Source organism: Seonamhaeicola sp. ABD4_340 (assembly GCF_056312135.1).
The window spans coordinates 3,301,231-3,321,569 of the sequence record NZ_CM149981.1; the positions used below are offsets into that span (position 1 = coordinate 3,301,231).

The following is a 20,339-nucleotide window of genomic DNA, read 5'->3' on the forward strand; positions in this document are numbered from 1 at the left end:
TTTTAAATGCTCATAAAATTTCAACCTTAAAAAAACTATTAAACAAAAGGATAATTTATGCTAAGCGTAACACCATTACCAACTGCAGATTGTAAGTTTAATTGAGCGTTTACTAATTTGGCTCTGCTTTGCATATTTAATAACCCAGCGCCTTTTTGTACTGTGCTTACATTAAAACCTATACCATCATCTTTTGCAATAATAGTAAGATTTTCATTGTTGTAGTTTAATGTAACACTAAGGTTTTGTGCTTCAGAATATTTTACTGAATTTGATAAGAATTCTTGAATTATTCTGAATAAAATAATTTCATGTTGCCTGTTTTCAAAAGGCTTTTTATCTCCTAAAACAACTAATTCTGCTTTAGAAAACTTCATTTTTTTTAAACGTTTTAATTCATTTTCAATAGATTTTTCAAAACCTATATTTAAAACAACTTCGTTATTTAATGTTCGTGATAATTGCCTTACCTCTTGCAAGCTTTGACTTAAGGCATCACTGGTGTCTTTAAATTTACTTTTTAAATCTTCACTTGCTTGCATTTTTAAAATGCTTAATTGCATACTTGCAAAGGATAATAATTGCCCCACATTATCATGCAATTCCCATCCAATATTTTTAAGTGTTTGCTCTTGAGTTTCGGTTTGAGCTAAAGAAATTTCTTTTTCAAAGGCTTGCTCTTGAGCTATTTTTTCTAAAAGCATCTTGTTTTTACGTTTTAAAAACACCACAAAAAACACAATAACTAGAGCGGTTATAATTACCAAAACAGCTATCATATAAATTAATAAATACCGTTCTGAAGCTGTACTAGTTATTGGTTTTATTTGAAGCATAAAAAAGATATGTTTTATTTTGAACGGTAAAAAAGTAATAATTAAACTGGTTGCGTTTTATTTTCGGGTTTACAAAAAATTAAGGCAAAGGTGAAGGTTGAGTACATAAAGATGTTAGCAAATAAATAAATTAAATACCTTAATTTTCTATATTTTACATCGCTGAAAACATCTATTTCATACGTTGTATATATATCATAAAAAACTATGGGCGTAATAATTAGCCACCAAATAAAAATTGTAGCACTTATATAAAAATTCAAATCTTTATAAAAATGTAATATTTTATCGCTTAATAAAATTTCTAAGAAATAGAATACTGAGCACATAAAAATAATTATGGCTCCTGTAACATTAATTACGGGAAAAAATTTATTGAAAAAATCTTGAAAATTACAAGCTATATAGAATATTGAAAAGGCTAAAAAAGTAATTGAAGCTATCTTTATTATTTTTTTAAACTTTCTATTACTTAAAACTTTATGGTAATAAAACCCAAAAAACAAAATGGCTCCTACACTCCAGTATGTGGTAGTCCACCAATAGTTTTTTTCAATAATTGTTCCTTTTAAAAAGCTTAAAAATTTATTGCCTCTAATATACCATGTATAACCTCCTAAAAAATCAAACAACACCACACAAACTAAAAAATAACTAAAAAGTTTAGCCTCTGTAAATTTATATTTTTTTAAAAGTAATAAACTTACAGAAGCTGCTATTATTTCAACTGAATGGGTTAATAAAAGATAATTTTTTAAAAAAAAATCTTCCATAACAACGGTTTAGTTGAATAATTTGTGTTCTTCATTCATATAAATGGTTTTAACAATAAAATCAAGGTAAACCATCAGTTCCTCCAGTACCTGCATTTAATGGTGGCGCCGGTATTTTATTATCGTTTTGAATATTAAAATTTAATACGCCTGCTTTAGAGGTGTTTTTAAAACCTGTAGGTACTATAAAAAGTGTGTTTCGGTTTTTCTTTTTAGATTTTGAGTTATTTCCATAATTACCCATAAATACGGTAATACCCGTCATTTTATATCCTAGTGAATCAGATTTTGCTTCAGCATAAGCTAAATATTCTTTTACAACATCTAAAGACCAACCAACATTAGTTGTTATTTTTCTAGGGCCTTCAACTTCTATTAAAGAATCAATTTCTGTTGGATTATTTTTTTGCCAATTTTTAAATAGCTTAATACCTTGAGCAAAGGTTATTGTATCTTTTGGAACTTTTTTACTTACGTGCAAATTTTCCATGCTTTTTGAATGTCTTGGGCAAAAAAAGTACGTTAGCAAAGCACCTGTAACTAACCCCAAAAGGAGGACTTTAAAATTTTTCATAAATTACATTTGTTTAAGTTAATAGCGGAAATGCTAAAAGTACTAATTTTTTTAAATATTGAAATAATTAAAAATTTTAGAATAATTAATTACGTTGGAAAACCTAACATACTACCCATGCCAACTGTAAATAACCAACAACCATATAACGCATGCTCTATTGATACTAATAGTGTTGAGTTTGTTTTTTTATAGGTGTATGCAAACAATAAACCGCCCAAAAAAGTTAAAATAAGCACCAATGTATTTTTAAAAAGTAAATGCGCTAAAGCAAAAACCAAGGCATTTAATAATAAAAATAATTGAGCGTTTTTTACTAAACTTTTATAACGACTGAAAAAAAATGTACGATAAATTAACTCTTGCGGATAAACCGATAAAAATGTGTAAACAAACAAAATAAACACATATAATTGAGGTTTATTAAGTAGTACGTAAAACAACGCATTCTTATTAGTAACCCATACAAATAAAGTAGTTACTGTTGCTATAATTAAAAACTTTGTAAGCGTTTGTTTACTAAAGCGTTTCCAATTTAAATTTTGTGCTATTTTAAATTTTAATCCTTCAATTTTTATTAACACAAAAATTACATAAGCAAAGCCTAAAACACCAATAATAAGTTTAATTATTGGCAAATAATTGCATGTAAAACTTACCGGTATTACTATAAAAATTATAAAAAACTCAATATACTTATAAATGCTACTCTTCATTTTCAAAATTAATAGCTGTGGTATGTTTTACTTCATTTATTACAAACATACTACGTGTACTACCAATATGCCTAATTGTAGTTAGTTTTTTTACCATAAATTCTCTAAAAGCGGCCATATCACTTACTAAAACTTTAAGTAAATAATCATAATCGCCACTTAAATGGTAACACTCTAAAACTTCGTTTAGTTGGTTTACTTCTTTTTCAAAACTCACCACATACTCTTGTGTGTGTTGCACCAATTTTACGTGGCAATACACACTAAAATTTTTAGCAACTTTTTCTTTATTTAGTATAGCTACGTAGCTTTTTATAAATCCGCTTCTTTCCAGCTTTTTAATACGCTCATAAACTGCTGTAACAGATAAATTCAGTTTGTTAGAAAGTTCTTTATTAGTTTGCTTACTATCGGTTTGTAAAAGCTCTAAAAGTTTTTTATCAATTGAATCAAACACCATGATTGAAAATTTTTCGGATTAAAGTTACACCTCAGTATTATATAGAAAATTATTCGCAATAAAAACAAATTATAAGATTTATTTTCACCATGTAACATATACTATTGATAAAACAACTTAAAATTATGACTTTTACTAAAAATAAAACACATACAAAATGAGCTTTAAACCAGCAAACCAAATACAAGATTTACAATATTTTGGTGAGTTTGGAGGCGTTAATCCTTCAATTTCAGATTCATCAACCTATACGTTCCTTTCAGCAAAAACAATGTTTGATACTTTTGAAGGAAACGCAGACGGCTGCTACTTGTATTCCAGACATTCATCGCCTTCAAACTTATATTTAGGCGAAGCTTTAGCCGCTATGGAAAGTACTGAAACTGCCAATGTTGCAGCGTCTGGTATGGGTGCCATTACAGCAACTTTATTACAGCTTTGCAACGCTGGAGACCATATAATTTCTAGTAGAACTATTTATGGTGGCACGTATGCGTTTCTTAAAAACTTCACCCCTAAATTTAATATTTCAACAAGTTTTGTTGATATAACAAAACCTGAAACGGTTGAAGCTGCTATAACTAAAAACACTAAAGTTATTTTTTGCGAATCGGTTAGTAACCCGCTTTTAGAAATTGCCAATTTAAAAGCTTTAGCCACCATTGCTAAAAAACATAGTATAAAACTGGTAGTAGACAATACTTTTTCTCCGCTATCAATTTCGCCAATAAAACTGGGCGCTGATGTAGTTATTCATAGTTTAACAAAATTTATTAATGGCGCTAGTGATACTGTTGGCGGTGTTATTTGTGGCACTCAAGATTTTATTAATGACTTAAGAAACGTAAACAACGGCGCATCAATGCTATTGGGTAGCACTATGGATAGTTTAAGAGCCGCATCTGTACTTAAAAACCTTAGAACTTTACACATTAGAATGCAACAACACAGTAAAAATGCATTGTTTTTAGCTGAAAAGTTTGAAGCAGATGGCCTTAAAACGGTGTATCCTGGCTTAAAATCACATCCATCACACAACTTATTTAAATCTCAAATGAACGAAGAATATGGTTTTGGCGGCATGTTAACTATTGATGTTGGCTCTTTAGAAAAAGCAAATGAGCTTATGGAGATGATGCAACAAAAAAACCTTGGCTATTTAGCTGTGAGTTTAGGTTTTTATAAAACGTTGTTTAGTGCTCCTGGAACTTCAACATCATCTGAAATACCTGAAGAAGAGCAAATTAAAATGGGCTTAACAGATGGTTTAATACGTTTTTCAATTGGTTTAGATGCAGATATTGATAGAACTTATAGTATGATGAAACATTGTATGGAATCTCTAAATGTTCTATAATAAACATTTTTTATAATTGGTTGAAGCTATAAGCTACAGCCAATTATTATTAGTATAATACAATGCTAATTAATTTTCATCATTTATATCGTCAGGTATGTTATAATTGCTTTTTTTTCTTTTCTGTATCAACATAAAAGTCTTATCAAAAGAAAATAATAAACATACCAATACTATTAATACCATGGTTAAAACAAAAAAAGTCATAATACCTGAGGATTTAAGTTATACACATTAGACACGTAAACAACTAAAAGTCAAATACTTTAGTAATAAAAAAGCATATATAACTTTACCTAAAGGGTGTTCTTTTTTTATGTTCTGGTATATAATCTGGAGAAATTTCAAAATCGTTATCATCTTCAATATGTGATGTATAACTATCAATGTAAAAGAAAAAGCCTAATAAAACTAAGGCAGTAATTGAAATTATTAAAAGAACCATTTTTGAGAGTATTTGAGAGATTTCTTTTAAAAGAAATTAAATTAGCAATTATACTTCAAAAGCAACAATTAAAAAGAAATTGTTACTTTCACGCTAAATATAGAAATTATTTATGGAAAGTCAAAACATTAAACCAAGAGAACCACAAGATGAAAACATTATAACTAACAAACAATTAAGCATATGGGAAGCTTTAATTCCTGTTTTTGCTTTGGTTATTATGCTGTTTTTCAATGTTTTTTTTGTTTATGGTGATAATGCTTTAAGTGGTAGTAATCAATTTATTTTACTATTAGGGGCTGCAGTAGCTGCTATAGTTGGCTTTTTTAATAAGGTTTCATACCAACAAATGCTTGATGAAATTGCCGAAAATTTGAAATCTACATCAGGTGCTATATTAATACTTTTAATGGTTGGCTCTTTAGCCGGCACATGGCTTATTAGTGGTATTATACCTTCTATGATTTATTATGGCTTACAAATATTAAATCCAACTATATTTTTGGCTGCTTGTGTGGTTATTTGTGCCATTATATCGGTAGCAACAGGTAGTAGCTGGACAACATCGGCCACAGTTGGTATTGCTTTAATTGGTATTGGTGAAACTTTAGGCATTTCTTTAGGCATGACCGCCGGTGCTGTGCTTTCTGGTGCTTATTTTGGTGATAAAATGTCGCCATTAAGTGATACTACAAACTTAGCACCTGCTATGGCTGGAGGCGAATTATTTTCTCATATAAAATACATGGCCTTAACTACTATACCAACTATTGTTATAACCCTGGTAATATTTATTATTATTGGGTTAAGTATTGATACTACTGGCACACCAGACATTTCAGATAAATTAATAGCCATTGATAATGCTTTTAATATTTCGCCTTGGTTATTTATTGTGCCTGTTATTGTAATTGGAATGATTATAAAAAAAACACCACCCCTGGTAGCGCTTTTGGTAGGAACACTTTTGGGTGGTATTACTGCTATTATTGCTCAGCCAAACATTGTTATGGCAGTTGCACAAGCTGATAGTTTAACCTTTACATCGGCTTATAAAGGTGTAATGAACGCCATTACTGTTGATGCGGCTGTTGAAACTTCAAGTGCTGAATTGAATGATTTATTTTCATCTGGAGGCATGAACGGTATGCTTGGTACCATTTGGTTAATTATTTGTGCCATGGTTTTTGGTGGTGTTATGGATGCTATTGGTGCTTTATCTAGAATAAGCGAAGCGTTATTAAGTTTTGCTTCATCTGTTTTTGGGTTATTTGCTAGCACCGTGGCTAGTTGTTTAGCTTTAAATTTCACAGCTTCCGATCAATATTTAGCATTAGTAGTACCGGGTAAAATGTTTAAAAAAGCATATGAAGATAAAGGTTTAGCTCCAGAAAATTTAAGTAGAACATTAGAAGATTCTGGCACAGTTACATCGGTACTAATTCCTTGGAATACTTGTGGTGCTTATCATTCGGGTGTTTTAGGTGTACCAGTAGTAGATTATGTGTTTTTTGCTATTTTTAACTGGTTAAGCCCGTTTATGACTTTACTTTTTGCGGCCTTCAGAATTAAAATAAAACAACTCACTTCAAAATAAAAATAAATTATAGATAAAAAAACAAACTATAATTAATATCTATTAATAAATAAGAAATTAAAATTTTAATTTTAAATGAATTCTTAACTGTATTTTATATTTGTAGTGTAAAAATTTAATAACTATTTAAATATAAAAACATGTCATTAGTAGGTAAAAAATTCCCTGATTTAAACGTAGACGCCATGAACGAAATGGGCGATACTTTTAAACTTAACGTATTAGAAGAAGCTGTAAACAACAAAAAGAAAGTTGTGCTTTTTTGGTATCCAAAAGATTTTACTTTTGTTTGCCCTACAGAGTTACATGCTTTTCAAGCGGCATTACCAGAATTTGAAAAAAGAAACACTATTGTAATTGGTGCCTCTTGTGACACGCCAGAAGTACACTTTGCATGGTTAAACACTGCTAAAGATAACGGTGGTATTGAGGGCGTTACTTATCCAATTCTTGCAGATAGTAACAGAAACCTTTCTAGCATTTTAGGTATTTTAGATATTACTAATGAAAAATACGACGAAGAAACTGGTACTGTACAAGTTGAAGGTGATAACGTAACCTACAGAGCTACATATATTATTGATGAAGAAGGTACCGTACAACACGAAAGCATAAACAATATGCCTTTAGGTAGAAACGTTGGTGAGTACATTAGATTAGTTGATGCCTTAACACACGTACAAGAAAAAGGTGAAGTTTGTCCAGCAAACTGGGAAGAAGGTAAAGATGGCATGAATGCCAATAGAGATGGTGTTGCATCATACTTAGCTAGTCACTAAAAAATAACAACAATCAAGGTAGAAACATTTTCTGCCTTGATTTAAAAAAATATTGCTATGGTAAAAGAATTAGAACAAGATAATTTAGCAAGTATTGTTTCAGAAAACGATACTGTAATTGTGCAATACTCTGCCACTTGGTGTGGTAATTGCCGTATTATGAAGCCAAAATTTAAAAAATTAGCTTCAGAAAATGAAAACGTTTCATTTGTAATTGTTGATGCTGAAAAATTTCCAGAATCTAGAAAATTAGCAACTGTTGATAATTTACCAACCTTTGCCACTTTTAAAAACGGAAGTAAACAAAATCAAGTACAAACTAATAAGTTTGATGTTTTAAAAGAACTTGTTAACGAAGTAATTTAGTTTTTTTAACACATAAACACACAAAATAGTTTTCGCTTTCGCGGAAATGACTAATAACAATTTATTTATGAAGTTACCAGTAATTAAACATTTAACACAGTTTATTGAAGAAAACGATGAAGATTTTGTTCATGAAACAATTGAAACATTAGAAGCTTTAACCGAAGTACCATCATTAAAAGATGAAGAATTAGATGTTATAGGTGAGCTAATCTCTAACATGTACGGTGCAGTTGAAGTTAATAAAATGATTAAAGATGGTACACCTAAAAAAGAAGCACTAAATAATTTTATGCAACGTGTTTTAGGTTCTATTGACAAATAGATACTATTAGAAAAAGAAAAATTTTAAAACCACTTTGTGTATGCAAAGTGGTTTCTTATTTTTATAACCTTAGCCAACGTTTAAAATAGATTCATTAACTAAAATATGAGTATTAAAAAGCTTTTACTATTTTCACTGCTATTAACTTTTACTGGTAGTTTAATGATATATATTAAACTGAGTTATTTTTTTTGGAGTTCGAAGTTTGATTACCTATTCAACTTAGTTTTAGCTGTATTCTTAATTGCTGGCCTGCTTGCTTTAATAGCATGTACAATGTCTACAATACAACTTTACAAAACTAAAAAATTTGAATGGCTTTGGCTTTTTAGTACCATAGTAACATTCTTATTTACTGCTGTATTTATAAGCTATTTAGTTAATAATTAAAAAAGGAGTGGATTTAAAATCCACTCCTTTTTTTCACATATCTACTTTGATTTTATAAAATGTCAAATCTATCTGCATTCATAACTTTTACCCAAGCGGCCACAAAATCTTTTACAAATTTTTCTTTATTATCATCTTGTGCATATACTTCGGCATAACTACGTAAAATTGAATTAGAACCAAAAATTAAATCTACACGTGTTGCTGTAAATTTAGTGTTACCTGTGCTACGCTCAACAATATTAAATATACCGTTGGTAGCTGGTTTCCATTGGTAATTCATATCAGTTAAATGCACAAAAAAATCGTTTGTTAATGCGCCTTTATTTTCTGTAAAAACACCATGCTTTGTACCATCATAGTTAGTACCTAAAACACGCATACCTCCTAAAATAACGGTCATTTCTGCAGCTGTTAATCCCATTAATTGAGCTCTATCTAAAAGCATTTCTTCAGGAGTTACAACATACTCTTTTTTCAACCAGTTCCTAAAACCATCGGCAACCGGCTCTAAAGGTTCAAAAGATTCAGCGTCCGTCATGTCTGCAGTAGCATCACCTCTACCCTTTTCAAACGGAACATCTACCTGTAATCCGGCATTTTTTATAGCCTTTTCAATACCTACATTACCTGCTAAAACAATAGTATCGGCAACACTTATATTAAATTCTGAAGCAATAGGCTGCAAAATATGTAATACTTTTTGAAGTTTTTCGGGCTCATTACCTTGCCAATTTATTTGCGGTTCTAAACGTATACGCGCACCATTAGCGCCACCTCTAAAATCTGAACCACGAAACGTTCTAGCACTATCCCAAGCTGTAGAAACAAGTTCGCCTATAGTTAAATTAGTTGCTGCTATTTTGGTTTTTACAGCTTCAACATCATAATTAGTATTTCCTTTTGGTACTGGATCTTGCCAAATTAAATCTTCGGTAGGTACATCGGGCCCTAAATAACGTTCTTTTGGTCCCATATCTCTATGTGTTAGTTTAAACCAAGCACGTGCAAAAGTATCAGAAAAATAGTCATGATCTGCTCTAAACTTTTCCATGTACTCTCGGTAAATAGGATCTTCCTTCATTGCCATATCAGCATCGGTCATCATGGGCATGGTTAAAATAGAATCATCTTCAACATCAACAGGTTTGTGTTCGTCTTTTATATTTACAGGTTTATATTGTAAGGCGCCTGCAGGACTTTTGGTTAACTCCCAATCATAGTCTAATAACATTTCAAAATAGCCACCATCCCATTTTGTTGGGTTTGTAGTCCACGCGCCCTCGGGTCCGCCCGCTAAAACATTTCTACCAACACCTCTAGATTTTGTATTCATCCAACCTAAGCCTTGAAACTCAATATCTGCGCCTTCAGGTGCCGCTGTTAAATCATCTGGATTTCCATTACCATGGCTTTTTCCAATGGTGTGTCCACCTGCAGTTAACGCAGCGGTTTCTTCATCATCCATAGCCATTCGTTTAAAAGTTTCTCTAACCATTGCTGCAGTTTTTAAAGGATCTGGTTTACCGTTTACGCCTTCTGGGTTTACATAAATTAATCCCATTTGTACTGCTGCTAAAGGGTTTTCAAGCGTTTCAGGAGTTTCAACATCATCATATCTATTATTACTTGAGGCAAGCCACTCTTTTTCTGCGCCCCAATACACATCTTTTTCTGGGTGCCAAATATCTTCTCTACCAAAAGCAAAACCAAAGGTTTTTAAACCAGCAATTTCATACGCTAAAGTACCTGCAAGAATAATTAAATCTGCCCATGAAATTTTGTTACCATATTTCTTTTTAATAGGCCAAAGTAAGCGTCTTCCCTTATCTGTATTGGCATTATCTGGCCATGAATTTAGTGGTGCGAAACGTTGATTTCCTGTGCCGGCGCCTCCTCTACCATCGGCAAGCCTGTATGTACCTGCTGCATGCCACGCCACACGCGCCATCATACCTAAATATGATCCCCAATCTCCTGGCCACCAACTTTGGCTAGTTGTTAATAATTCACGTAAATCTGCTTTTAATGCTTCAACATCTAAAGATTTCAACTCGTCTTTATAACTAAACTTTTCACCTAACGGATTGGTTTTTGTATCATGCTGATGTAAAATATCTAAATTTAGAGATTTTGGCCACCATTCTGTAACAGACTTTTCTGCGGCAGTATTTGAACCGTGCATAAAAGGGCACTTACCTGATGATTTGTTTGTTGAGTTTTCCATATGCTTATTTATTTAATTTTGAAATGATTACTAAAAAATACTGATTTTTAATAAACCATCATGATTTATAAAAGTTAAATTTATATTATAAAAACAACTCAAACTGAAATAGCTAATTCTAAAAAATTATAATCACATAAAAATTAATTATAACTTAAACAAAATCTATAATTAAAAACTATAAAAGCGCCAAAAGGCGCTTTTATAAACTAACTCAAAAAAATGTTTTAGATAATGCTTATTAAGATTTTGGTAGTAAAACCGTATCAATTACATGAATAACGCCGTTAGATTGATTAACATCTGCAATTATTACTTTAGCTGAATTTCCGTTTTCATCATTCACATAAACACTTTTACCTTTTAACCATAAAGTAATGGTACCGCCGCTAACAGTTTTAACTTTGGCTTTTCCACTATTATCTTTAATAAGTTTCATAACATCATTGGCATTCCATTTACCAGCAACAACATGATATGTAAGTACGGTTTGAAGCATTTTTCTGTTCTCTGGTTTTAATAAATTATCTACAGTACCTGCTGGTAATTTACTAAACGCTTTGTTAGTGGGTGCAAACACCGTAAAAGGGCCATCGCCTTGTAAAACTTCAACCAATTCAGCAGCTTTTACGGCAGCTACTAAAGTTGTATGATCTTTTGAGTTTACAGCATTTTCAATAATATTTTTTGTTGGATACATGGCGGCACCTCCAACCATTTTAGTTTTTTCAGATTTCATACTAGTTTGCGCCATGGCAGTAGAAGTGATTAAAACTAAGGCTAACATTACTGTTTTGGTAATTAAATTAAATCGTTTCATGTTTTTTATTTTTTATGATTTACTCTACTAACGAAATTTTAAAACCACCGGTTTTTTAAAAATTCAATTTTAACATCCATTAACACTATTTTAGCAATGAACATATTTATAATCCTTACTTTTATAAAAAATTAAATAAACATTATGGCAACAGTAACATTAAAAGGAAACCCTATAAACACATCGGGTAGTTTACCAAAAGTTGGTGAAAAAGCACCTGATTTCACATTAACAGCAACCGATTTATCTTCAAAAAGTTTAAACGATTTTTCTGGCAGTAGAATAGTATTAAATATTTTCCCAAGTGTTGATACCGGTACATGCGCACAATCTGTTAGACAATTTAACACCGAAGCTAGTGAACTTGAAAACACTAAAGTACTTTGTATATCACGCGATTTACCTTTTGCACAAGACCGCTTTTGTGGTGCCGAAGGTTTAAAGAATGTGGTTAATTTATCAGATTTTAAAACCGGCGATTTTGGTAAAAATTATGGCGTAAATTTTGTTGATGGCCCTCTTGAAGGTTTACTATCTAGAAGCGTTGTAGTCATTAACGAAAATGGCGAAGTTTTATATACCGAACAAGTAGCCGAAACCGTTGATGAACCTAACTACAAAGCTGCTTTAGAGGTTTTATACTAAAACATAACATGCAAAAAAAAGAATCCTTCTTGGTAAATCGCTTAAAAAGTGTTGGTTATGCTTTTAAAGGTGCAATATACCTTATTAAAACCGAAGCTAGTATTAAAATACAAGTTTGCATTGCCATATTTGTTACCATAGCAGGATTCTTTTTTAATATCTCCTCAACTGAATGGGTGTTACAGTGTTTTGCCATTGCATTAGTTATGGCTATTGAAGGTATTAACACTGCCATAGAAGCTGTTGCAGATTTTATTCACCCAGAACACCACCAAAAAATTGGCATTATTAAAGATGTTGCTGCTGGTGCTGTTTTTATTGCCGCTTTTTTTGCAACCATTATAGGTGGCATTATCTATCTTCCTAAAATTTTATAGGCAAAAGGCATTGCTTTAATTGAGGTTGTGCAATTTTTCAAAATAAAGTTTCGTTAATGTTAGTAATTTGTATTTTTGTCACATCGTATTAATTTCGATGCAAACATTTTCACACGTTAACCGTTAATGGCTAAGAAAAAAACCAATACCAAAAAAACATCAACTAAAAAAAAACTTAAAGCGCCAAGTTTCAAATTATCAAACCAACAAAAACTAATATTTGGTAGTTTTTTGGTTATACTTGGTATTGTTTTATGTGTTGCTTTTGTATCATACTTTTTTACAGGTATTGAAGACCAAAGTACACTAACCAATTTTACATCTAGAGATGTAAAAGCGCAAAATTGGTTAAGCAAAACTGGTGCATGGTTAAGTCATTTTTTTATACATAACGGTTTTGGTGTTTCAGCATTTATATTTGCTGGTCTTTTCTTTTTATCTGGTGTTTATGTGTTAATGAATTTACCAAAAACACGCTTAAGAAAACATTGGTTTTGGGGTGTTTTAATAGCCATTTGGGTTGCTATATTTTTTGGTTTTTTTGCACATAAAAATGATATGCTTGGTGGCGCTATTGGTTTTGAAATTAATAGCTTTCTGCAAGACTACATTGGTAAAATAGGCACATCGCTCCTATTGCTATTTGGCTTAATTACATATTTAGCTATTAGGTTTAAGGTAACTTTTGAAAGTATAGTTAGCGCCTTCAAATTGGCTAAAAAAGAAGTAACCGATGAATTATCAAAAACAAAAGAAGATGTTATAATTGCTGTTGACAACAATTTATCAGAAGAAGCCGAAGCTATAAAATCTGCCTTTGAAATTTCTTTAGATGATAAAAAAGAAGAAACCATTGAAACACCTGTTATTAAAGAACCAACCGTTAAAGTTGAAGTTACACCAACAGTTGCCGAAGATGTTGAAGAAGAAGCCAATAACTTAGAAATTAAAGTTGAAGACATTGCTGAAGAACAATCGGAAACTGATAATTTATCAAACAAACTGGTGGAAGATTTTGGTGAATTTGATCCTACTTTAGAGCTAAGCAAATATCAATTTCCACATTTAGATCTTCTTAAAAAATATGATACTGAAGGCATTACCATAAATCAAGAAGAATTAGAAGAAAACAAAAATAAAATTGTTGAAACCCTAAACAATTATAAAATTGGCATTGCAAGTATAAAAGCTACCATTGGGCCAACAGTTACACTATATGAAATTGTACCAGAGGCAGGTATTCGTATTTCAAAAATTAAAAATCTTGAAGACGATATTGCACTGTCATTATCTGCTTTAGGTATTCGTATTATTGCACCAATTCCTGGAAAAGGTACTATTGGTATTGAGGTGCCAAATAAAAACTCAACCATTGTTTCAATGCGCTCAGTAATTGCATCAAAAAAGTTTCAAAGTTCAGAAATGCAATTGCCTATAGCACTAGGAAAAACTATTAGTAATGAAACCTTTGTGGTAGATTTGGCTAAAATGCCACACATGCTTATGGCTGGTGCTACGGGCCAAGGTAAATCGGTTGGTTTAAATGCTGTTTTAACCTCATTACTTTACAAAAAACATCCAGCCGAAGTAAAATTTGTGTTAGTAGACCCTAAAAAAGTAGAACTAACCCTATTTAATAAAATTGAACGTCATTATTTAGCAAAATTACCCGATAGTGAAGATGCTATTATTACAGATAACACAAAGGTTATAAACACTTTAAACTCGCTTTGTATTGAAATGGACAACCGTTATGAGTTGTTAAAAAATGCCATGTGCCGTAACATTGCCGAATACAACCGTAAATTTAAAGACCGCAAACTAAACCCAAATGATGGACACCAATTTTTACCATACATTGTTTTAGTTGTTGATGAGTTTGCAGATTTAATTATGACTGCCGGAAAAGAAGTTGAAACGCCTATTGCACGTTTAGCACAATTGGCTCGTGCCATTGGTATTCATTTAATTATTGCCACGCAACGCCCATCAGTAAACGTAATTACAGGTATTATTAAAGCCAATTTCCCAGCTAGAATTGCTTTTAGGGTAACATCAAAAATAGATTCGCGTACCATTTTAGATGGCGCTGGTGCCGACCAATTAATTGGTAGAGGTGATATGCTATACACACAAGGTAATGATATGATACGCATACAATGTGCCTTTGTTGATACGCCCGAAGTTGAAAAAATAACCGATTATATTGGTGCCCAAAAAGCATATCCAGATGCTTATTTACTGCCTGAATACGTTGGAGAAGAAAGTGGCACAAGTATTGATATAGATATTGCAGACAGAGATAAATTATTTAAAGATGCCGCCATTGTTATTGTAACAGCACAACAAGGTTCTGCCTCTTTATTACAACGAAAATTAAAATTAGGATATAACAGAGCAGGTAGAATAATTGATCAACTTGAAGCTGCTGGTATTGTTGGCCCTTTTGAAGGCAGTAAAGCTAGACAAGTATTAATACCAGATTTAATAGCACTAGATCAGCATCTTGAAAACGAAATCCAGTAAAAAACATTAAAAACAATGAATTTTATACATACAAAAATGAAACTTATAGCCACTTGTTTAGTGTTACTAATATCAGTAAACGTTTTTTCTCAAAACAAAGGTAAAGCCTTGTTAGACGACGTATCAAAAAAAGTAAAAAGTTATGATAATATTTCTATTGCGTTTAAATACACGCTTGAAAATATTTCAGAAAATATTAAACAAGAAACACGCGGCGATGTAGTTTTACAAGGCGAGAAATATAAATTGAATATTCTTGGTATTACCCGTTTGTTTGATGGTTCAAAATTATACTCTATTAGTCCGGAAGATGAAGAAGTTACCATTTCAACTGGTGGCGAAGACGAGGAAGATGCCATTACACCAAGCAAAATGTTATCATTTTATGAAGATGGTTACACCTACAAATTAGATATTCAACAAAATATAAAAGGCCGAAAAATTCAGTACGTAAAACTTACTCCAATAGATTCAAATTCAGAACTTAAAAGCATATTATTAGGCGTAGATGCGCAAACAAAACACATTTACAACCTAATTCAAACAGGAAAAAATGGTGCAAAAACCACTTTAACTGTAATTTCTTTTAAAACAAATGAGCCTATATCAAAAACCTTATTTACCTTTGATGCCAATAAATATCAAGATTATTACATCAATAAACTAGATTAGGTTTTACCTTGAAAATACTAGACCGTTACATACTAACATCGTACCTTAAAACTTTTATCAGCGTGTTTTTAATACTCATGCTGATATTTATTTTACAAACTATTTGGCTATATATTAGAGAGTTATCTGGAAAAGATTTAGACCTCATTATAGTTGGCAAGTTTCTAATTTACTTCATGCCAAAACTAATACCGTTGGTATTACCGCTTACTATTTTGTTATCATCAATAATGGTATTTGGTAACTTTGCTGAAAATTATGAGTTTGCCGCAATGAAATCTACAGGCATTTCATTACAGCGTGCCATGTCTGGTTTAAGTATTTTTATTGTAATATTAGCAACCACAACATTTTTCTTTTCAAACAACGTTATTCCATGGGCAGAGTTAAAATCTTATAATTTAAGACGAAACATTGCCAAACTAAAACCAGCCATGGTAATTGCTGAAGGACAGTTTAATGAAATAATGAATTACAACATTAAAGTTGAAAATAAAAGTGGTGATAGAGGGCAATATTTAGAAGATGTTATTATTCACATAAAAGGAAACGATGGCCGAAAAAATGCCACAACAATAAAATCTGAAACTGGTGAATTAGCAAGTTCTGAAGAATCAAACGTTTTAAAACTTATACTTTATAACGGAAATTATTATACTGATATAAATCCGTCAAAACCCGAAGACCGAGCAAAAAAACCCTTCGCAAAAAGTACTTTTGAAAAGTATATTATAAATATAGATTTATCTAACTTAAATGATGTTGATTTAGACGAAGAAAGTCAAACAGATAAATATAGTATGCTAACTGTTAGAGGACTTAACAAAGCCATTGACTCTTTAGAAAAACGAAAAAATGACGATGTTTTAGCTCTATCAAAAACACTTATGCAGCGCTCATCTGTTAGCAGGCCTGTTAGAGTAAAAAAAGATAAAGAAAAAGCTGAAACCATTACAACTACTGAAAAAGATTCTGTTTTCTCTGGTGATATTTTAGAGCTTTTTAATACACGTAAAAAAATAGAACTTGTTGATGCTGCTAACAGAGCAATTGTTAGTGCTAAACAAATTTTGGCGTCTAAAAAAACAACACAAAAAAAATCTAACGAGTGGTTAAACAGGCACTATATTTCATTACACGAAAAATTTGCCCTAGGATTTGCGTGTATTATTCTATTTTTTGTGGGTGCTCCGCTAGGTGCTTTAATAAGAAAAGGCGGTATTGGTTTACCTATGGTTATTGCTATTTTATTGTTTTTAACCTATCATTTTATAGGAATTTTTGCCACAAATAGTGCTAAAAAAGGCGGTTTTAACCCTGTTTTGGCAAGTTGGTTTTCAACGCTAGTAATGCTTCCTTTAAGTGTGTTTTTAACAAGACGCGCCACTGCCGATAGAAACTTATTTGAATTTGGTAGTATTAGCGAGCCACTACGTAAAATTTTCAAAATAAAAGAAAAAGAAAGTGTTGATTATAAGTTTTTAAACCCATTAACCAATGATGAGCTCTACAACATAATAAATAATTTTGAAGCACTTGGGCATGATGAACATGTGCGTTTTGAAGCTATAAAATTATTAAAAAGTAGAGACGTTGATAACAATACACTTACTGAAAAAGTTCACTTAAACACCCAATATTCAAAAGCTGAAACTACTTCAAACAACTACAAAGTTCATGCAAAATTTGCTATATGGCTTTTTGGTATTGGCGCTGCACTTTTAATATTACACTTTGTATTTAAAAACAATAAACTACCTCATTTGGCATCGGCATCCATACAATTAAGTATTGTTTCTTTTGTATTATATGCAGTTTATTATATAAAATCACTACTAAACTTAAAACAGTTTTACAAATGTGTAAATAAGCCTAAAAAAATGCCAAATGCAATTCTTTTAATACTTGGCTTTCCTTTATACATGGTTACCTATCTTTTTTTAAATGTAAAAATTAAAGAAGACTTAAGAATTTATTGTTTAGAATCTTTAAAATAAGCAATATCTTTGCTAAATGATAGCAGATACTATGACACACAACCAAAAGCAATTTAAGCTTAACACAATACATGAAGCCATTGAAGACATTAGAAATGGTAAAGTTATTATTGTTGTTGATGATGAAAACAGAGAAAATGAAGGCGATTTTTTAGCGGCTGCCGATAAAGTTACACCACAAATGATAAACTTTATGGCAACACACGGTAGAGGTTTAATTTGTGCACCTTTAACCGAAAACCGTTGCAAAGAGCTTGAATTAAATATGATGGTTAGAAATAATACCGACCCTATGGAAACGGCCTTTACCGTATCTGTAGATTTACGTGGTGGTGGTGTAACCACGGGTATTTCGGCTAGTGACAGAGCCAAAACCATACAGGCTTTAACAGACCCAAATACAAAACCTTTTGAGTTAGCGCGCCCAGGACATATTTTTCCTTTAGTAGCTAAAGAAGGTGGCGTTTTACGAAGAACAGGACATACAGAAGCTGCCATAGATTTTGCAAGATTAGCGGGTTTAAAACCAGCAGGTGTTATTGTTGAAATTATGAATGAAGATGGCACCATGGCCCGTTTGCCACAGCTTATTGAAGTAGCTAAAAAATTCGATTTAAAAATTGTCTCTATTGAAGATTTGGTTGCTTACCGCATGCAACACGATTCTTTAATTGATAAAAAAGAAGATTTTCAAATTGAAACCCGTTTTGGTAGTTATAGAATTAGAGCTTACAAACAAACCACCAACAACCAAGTACACATTGCTTTAACCAAAGGCACTTGGAAAGCTAATGAACCTGTAGCTACTAGAATTAACTCAACGTTAATAAACAACGATATTTTGGGCACACTTACTAATAACGCAGATAAGCAATTAGATGATATGTTTAAAGCGGTTGAAAAGGAAGGCAAAGGTGCTGTTATATTTATAAACCAAGAGGCGCAATCTATGAATATTTTAAAACGTCTTGCGTTTTTAAAAGATAACCAAAGCCAACAAAATGTTACTAAAGCACCAAGAATAAATATGGATAACCGTGATTTTGGTATTGGCGCCCAAATTTTACACGATTTAAACATACATAAACTAAAATTAATATCTAATAGCCAACAAACCAAACGTGTTGGTTTAATTGGTTATGGCTTAGAAATTGTAGATTACATAAATTATTAATAAAAAAAGGAGCTTAAAAGCTCCTTTTTTTATGTGTATACATTATATTTTTACAAAACTGTTTTAATAATCTCAGCCATTTTTTGGCCTCTTGCCCTCACCTCATCTTCTGTCCAAGATAGTTTTATTAGGCACGAAATGTTTCTACCAATATAATGATCAGACATTTCAAAAGTTTTGGTTTCTAAATATTTTAAACCATCTTTTACCTCTTTTGAAATAGGATATAATGATTTTAATTGCTTTAAATGCTCCCATTTGCGTATGTAATGCCAATTATTATCGTAATAATTCCAACAGGCATCGATACCGCCATTTTTAAAGCCTTCAATTACTTTTCTGGCGGTTTCTAAATCTGGTAAAAAGAAATTGAAAAAAGCACCACTTTCTTCGCCTCCTTGTGGTACGGTTCTAAACGTTACTTCTTTAATATTGGCTAAGGCTTCTTTTAAAATATTTAGATGTCTTCTTTGAATTTGTAAAAACTCTGGTAAGCGTTGTACTTGCGCTAAACCAACGGCTGCATGTAGCTCTGAAATTCTGAAATTATATCCCAAAAATGAGTGTGTTTCTGCACCACGATCATTCCCTACGTGGTCATGTCCGTGATCACTGTAATGATCGGCGTTTAAATAGTACTGTTCATTATTGGTTATTACGGCGCCGCCTTCTCCACAGGTTATGGTTTTTACAAAATCGAATGAAAAGCAACCTAAATGCCCAATGCTACCTAAGGGTTTACCGTTATAAGTACCACCAATGGCTTGACAAGCATCTTCTACCAACAATAAATTATGCGTGTTTGCTATGTTTTGTAGCGCATCCATATTGCCCATACTGCCACACATTTGCACTACCATAATGGCTTTTGTTTTTGGTGTTATGGCGTGTTGTACTGCTTTGGGGTTTAGGCATAAAGTATCATCAACATCAACTAAAACGGGTATGGCTCCTAATGCCATAATAGCTTCAAAGCTAGCCACAAAGGTAAAGGTTGGCATTATAACCTCATCTCCTGCCCCAACACCTGCTGCTGCTAATGCTACGGTTACGGCTGCTGTACCGCTAGATACTAATTGTACGTGGTTGGTTTTAAATGTTTTGGTTAGTTTGTTTTCTAATTCTTTGGCTTTGTAATGGCCATTACGCATGGCATCAAAGCCGTAGCGCATTAATACACCGTTTTCTAAAACATCGTTTAGGTGTTGGCGTTCTAGGTCTCCAAATAATTCAAATCCTGGCATATATTGTGTGTTTTTTGTGCGTTAGGGATTGTAGTGGAA

The 20,339-nt window shown here is 31.9% G+C and carries 20 protein-coding genes; 11 read left to right on the top strand and 9 right to left on the bottom strand.

Going from position 1 to position 20,339, the window contains the following annotated elements:
- Nucleotides 1-38: 38 nt before the first annotated feature.
- The 5 genes from ACYX4H_RS14270 to ACYX4H_RS14290 form a co-directional block, all read right to left on the bottom strand.
- Nucleotides 39-836 carry a sensor histidine kinase gene (locus tag ACYX4H_RS14270; protein WP_476236943.1) on the bottom strand — a complete coding sequence of 266 codons (798 nt, stop codon included), beginning with the start codon at nucleotides 834-836 and terminating at the stop codon, nucleotides 39-41.
- A gap of 41 nt (nucleotides 837-877) precedes the next feature.
- On the bottom strand, nucleotides 878-1,609 hold the full coding sequence (locus ACYX4H_RS14275) for a hypothetical protein (RefSeq protein ID WP_476236944.1): 732 nt from the start codon (nucleotides 1,607-1,609) through the stop codon (nucleotides 878-880).
- Nucleotides 1,610-1,670: 61 nt separating this feature from the next.
- The gene (locus tag ACYX4H_RS14280) at nucleotides 1,671-2,183 is read right to left on the bottom strand and encodes a hypothetical protein (protein WP_476236945.1); all 513 of its coding nucleotides are present in this window, start codon (nucleotides 2,181-2,183) and stop codon (nucleotides 1,671-1,673) included.
- Nucleotides 2,184-2,272: 89 nt separating this feature from the next.
- On the bottom strand, nucleotides 2,273-2,899 hold the full coding sequence (locus ACYX4H_RS14285; protein ID WP_476236946.1) for a CPBP family intramembrane glutamic endopeptidase: 627 nt from the start codon (nucleotides 2,897-2,899) through the stop codon (nucleotides 2,273-2,275).
- Nucleotides 2,889-3,359, bottom strand: a complete 471-nt coding sequence (locus ACYX4H_RS14290) for an Lrp/AsnC family transcriptional regulator (protein ID WP_476236948.1) — start codon at nucleotides 3,357-3,359, stop codon at nucleotides 2,889-2,891. The genes ACYX4H_RS14285 and ACYX4H_RS14290 overlap by 11 nt, the downstream gene beginning before the upstream one ends.
- Nucleotides 3,360-3,516: 157 nt before the next feature.
- Between ACYX4H_RS14290 and ACYX4H_RS14295 the strand changes: the two genes are divergently transcribed.
- Entirely contained in the window at nucleotides 3,517-4,716 is a 1,200-nt protein-coding gene (locus ACYX4H_RS14295; RefSeq protein WP_476236949.1) for an aminotransferase class I/II-fold pyridoxal phosphate-dependent enzyme, read from the top strand.
- Nucleotides 4,717-5,008: 292 nt separating this feature from the next.
- On the opposite strand, the gene ACYX4H_RS14300 is transcribed toward ACYX4H_RS14295, so the two are convergent.
- A complete protein-coding gene (locus ACYX4H_RS14300; RefSeq protein WP_475296515.1) occupies nucleotides 5,009-5,161 on the bottom strand; it encodes a hypothetical protein in 153 nt (50 codons plus the stop codon).
- 112 nt (nucleotides 5,162-5,273) lie between these two features.
- On the opposite strand from ACYX4H_RS14300, the gene nhaC reads away from it, so the two are divergent.
- The 4 genes from nhaC to ACYX4H_RS14320 all read left to right on the top strand — a co-directional run bounded on the left by nhaC (nucleotide 5,274) and on the right by ACYX4H_RS14320 (nucleotide 8,228).
- Nucleotides 5,274-6,758, top strand: coding sequence for a Na+/H+ antiporter NhaC (gene nhaC, locus ACYX4H_RS14305; RefSeq protein WP_476236950.1), 1,485 nt, complete (start codon nucleotides 5,274-5,276; stop codon nucleotides 6,756-6,758).
- A gap of 140 nt (nucleotides 6,759-6,898) precedes the next feature.
- Nucleotides 6,899-7,537, top strand: a complete 639-nt coding sequence (locus ACYX4H_RS14310; protein WP_476236951.1) for a peroxiredoxin — start codon at nucleotides 6,899-6,901, stop codon at nucleotides 7,535-7,537.
- A 57-nt stretch (nucleotides 7,538-7,594) separates the two neighbouring features.
- Nucleotides 7,595-7,903 carry a thioredoxin family protein gene (locus ACYX4H_RS14315; RefSeq protein ID WP_475296519.1) on the top strand — a complete coding sequence of 103 codons (309 nt, stop codon included), beginning with the start codon at nucleotides 7,595-7,597 and terminating at the stop codon, nucleotides 7,901-7,903.
- Between the two features lie 67 nt (nucleotides 7,904-7,970).
- Nucleotides 7,971-8,228 (top strand): DUF6952 family protein, encoded by a 258-nt coding sequence (locus ACYX4H_RS14320; RefSeq protein WP_475296520.1) that lies wholly within the window; start codon nucleotides 7,971-7,973, stop codon nucleotides 8,226-8,228.
- Nucleotides 8,229-8,670: 442 nt separating this feature from the next.
- On the opposite strand, the gene katG is transcribed toward ACYX4H_RS14320, so the two are convergent.
- Nucleotides 8,671-10,845 carry a catalase/peroxidase HPI gene (katG, locus tag ACYX4H_RS14325; RefSeq protein ID WP_476236952.1) on the bottom strand — a complete coding sequence of 725 codons (2,175 nt, stop codon included), beginning with the start codon at nucleotides 10,843-10,845 and terminating at the stop codon, nucleotides 8,671-8,673.
- 241 nt (nucleotides 10,846-11,086) lie between these two features.
- Nucleotides 11,087-11,632 (bottom strand): fasciclin domain-containing protein, encoded by a 546-nt coding sequence (locus ACYX4H_RS14330; protein ID WP_476238670.1) that lies wholly within the window; start codon nucleotides 11,630-11,632, stop codon nucleotides 11,087-11,089.
- 177 nt (nucleotides 11,633-11,809) lie between these two features.
- Between ACYX4H_RS14330 and tpx the strand changes: the two genes are divergently transcribed.
- The 6 genes from tpx (at nucleotide 11,810) to ribB (ending at nucleotide 19,056) form a co-directional block, all read left to right on the top strand.
- Nucleotides 11,810-12,310, top strand: coding sequence for a thiol peroxidase (gene tpx, locus ACYX4H_RS14335; protein WP_475296522.1), 501 nt, complete (start codon nucleotides 11,810-11,812; stop codon nucleotides 12,308-12,310).
- A gap of 8 nt (nucleotides 12,311-12,318) precedes the next feature.
- Entirely contained in the window at nucleotides 12,319-12,687 is a 369-nt protein-coding gene (locus ACYX4H_RS14340) for a diacylglycerol kinase (RefSeq protein ID WP_476236953.1), read from the top strand.
- A 126-nt stretch (nucleotides 12,688-12,813) separates the two neighbouring features.
- On the top strand, nucleotides 12,814-15,213 hold the full coding sequence (locus ACYX4H_RS14345) for a DNA translocase FtsK (RefSeq protein WP_475296524.1): 2,400 nt from the start codon (nucleotides 12,814-12,816) through the stop codon (nucleotides 15,211-15,213).
- A 36-nt stretch (nucleotides 15,214-15,249) separates the two neighbouring features.
- Nucleotides 15,250-15,885: an outer membrane lipoprotein periplasmic chaperone LolA1 gene (lolA1, locus tag ACYX4H_RS14350; RefSeq protein ID WP_475296861.1), complete on the top strand. Its 636-nt coding sequence runs from the start codon at nucleotides 15,250-15,252 to the stop codon at nucleotides 15,883-15,885.
- A gap of 8 nt (nucleotides 15,886-15,893) precedes the next feature.
- Nucleotides 15,894-17,882: an LptF/LptG family permease gene (locus ACYX4H_RS14355; protein WP_476236954.1), complete on the top strand. Its 1,989-nt coding sequence runs from the start codon at nucleotides 15,894-15,896 to the stop codon at nucleotides 17,880-17,882.
- 16 nt (nucleotides 17,883-17,898) lie between these two features.
- Nucleotides 17,899-19,056 (top strand): 3,4-dihydroxy-2-butanone-4-phosphate synthase, encoded by a 1,158-nt coding sequence (gene ribB / locus ACYX4H_RS14360; protein ID WP_476236955.1) that lies wholly within the window; start codon nucleotides 17,899-17,901, stop codon nucleotides 19,054-19,056.
- Nucleotides 19,057-19,106: 50 nt separating this feature from the next.
- Here ribB and ACYX4H_RS14365 read toward each other — a convergent pair whose 3' ends face one another.
- Nucleotides 19,107-20,300: a DegT/DnrJ/EryC1/StrS family aminotransferase gene (locus ACYX4H_RS14365; protein ID WP_476236956.1), complete on the bottom strand. Its 1,194-nt coding sequence runs from the start codon at nucleotides 20,298-20,300 to the stop codon at nucleotides 19,107-19,109.
- Nucleotides 20,301-20,339: the final 39 nt, after the last annotated feature.

Bases quoted from the DNA above. Each gene is read 5' to 3' on its own strand.
- ACYX4H_RS14270 (WP_476236943.1), bottom strand. From the start codon at position 836: ATGCTTCAAATAAAACCAATAACTAGTACAGCTTCAGAACGGTATTTA.
- ACYX4H_RS14275 (WP_476236944.1), bottom strand. From the start codon at position 1,609: ATGGAAGATTTTTTTTTAAAAAATTATCTTTTATTAACCCATTCAGTT.
- ACYX4H_RS14280 (WP_476236945.1), bottom strand. From the start codon at position 2,183: ATGAAAAATTTTAAAGTCCTCCTTTTGGGGTTAGTTACAGGTGCTTTG.
- ACYX4H_RS14285 (WP_476236946.1), bottom strand. From the start codon at position 2,899: ATGAAGAGTAGCATTTATAAGTATATTGAGTTTTTTATAATTTTTATA.
- ACYX4H_RS14290 (WP_476236948.1), bottom strand. From the start codon at position 3,359: ATGGTGTTTGATTCAATTGATAAAAAACTTTTAGAGCTTTTACAAACC.
- ACYX4H_RS14295 (WP_476236949.1), top strand. From the start codon at position 3,517: ATGAGCTTTAAACCAGCAAACCAAATACAAGATTTACAATATTTTGGT.
- ACYX4H_RS14300 (WP_475296515.1), bottom strand. From the start codon at position 5,161: ATGGTTCTTTTAATAATTTCAATTACTGCCTTAGTTTTATTAGGCTTT.
- nhaC (WP_476236950.1), top strand. From the start codon at position 5,274: ATGGAAAGTCAAAACATTAAACCAAGAGAACCACAAGATGAAAACATT.
- ACYX4H_RS14310 (WP_476236951.1), top strand. From the start codon at position 6,899: ATGTCATTAGTAGGTAAAAAATTCCCTGATTTAAACGTAGACGCCATG.
- ACYX4H_RS14315 (WP_475296519.1), top strand. From the start codon at position 7,595: ATGGTAAAAGAATTAGAACAAGATAATTTAGCAAGTATTGTTTCAGAA.
- ACYX4H_RS14320 (WP_475296520.1), top strand. From the start codon at position 7,971: ATGAAGTTACCAGTAATTAAACATTTAACACAGTTTATTGAAGAAAAC.
- katG (WP_476236952.1), bottom strand. From the start codon at position 10,845: ATGGAAAACTCAACAAACAAATCATCAGGTAAGTGCCCTTTTATGCAC.
- ACYX4H_RS14330 (WP_476238670.1), bottom strand. From the start codon at position 11,632: ATGTTAGCCTTAGTTTTAATCACTTCTACTGCCATGGCGCAAACTAGT.
- tpx (WP_475296522.1), top strand. From the start codon at position 11,810: ATGGCAACAGTAACATTAAAAGGAAACCCTATAAACACATCGGGTAGT.
- ACYX4H_RS14340 (WP_476236953.1), top strand. From the start codon at position 12,319: ATGCAAAAAAAAGAATCCTTCTTGGTAAATCGCTTAAAAAGTGTTGGT.
- ACYX4H_RS14345 (WP_475296524.1), top strand. From the start codon at position 12,814: ATGGCTAAGAAAAAAACCAATACCAAAAAAACATCAACTAAAAAAAAA.
- lolA1 (WP_475296861.1), top strand. From the start codon at position 15,250: ATGAAACTTATAGCCACTTGTTTAGTGTTACTAATATCAGTAAACGTT.
- ribB (WP_476236955.1), top strand. From the start codon at position 17,899: ATGATAGCAGATACTATGACACACAACCAAAAGCAATTTAAGCTTAAC.
- ACYX4H_RS14365 (WP_476236956.1), bottom strand. From the start codon at position 20,300: ATGCCAGGATTTGAATTATTTGGAGACCTAGAACGCCAACACCTAAAC.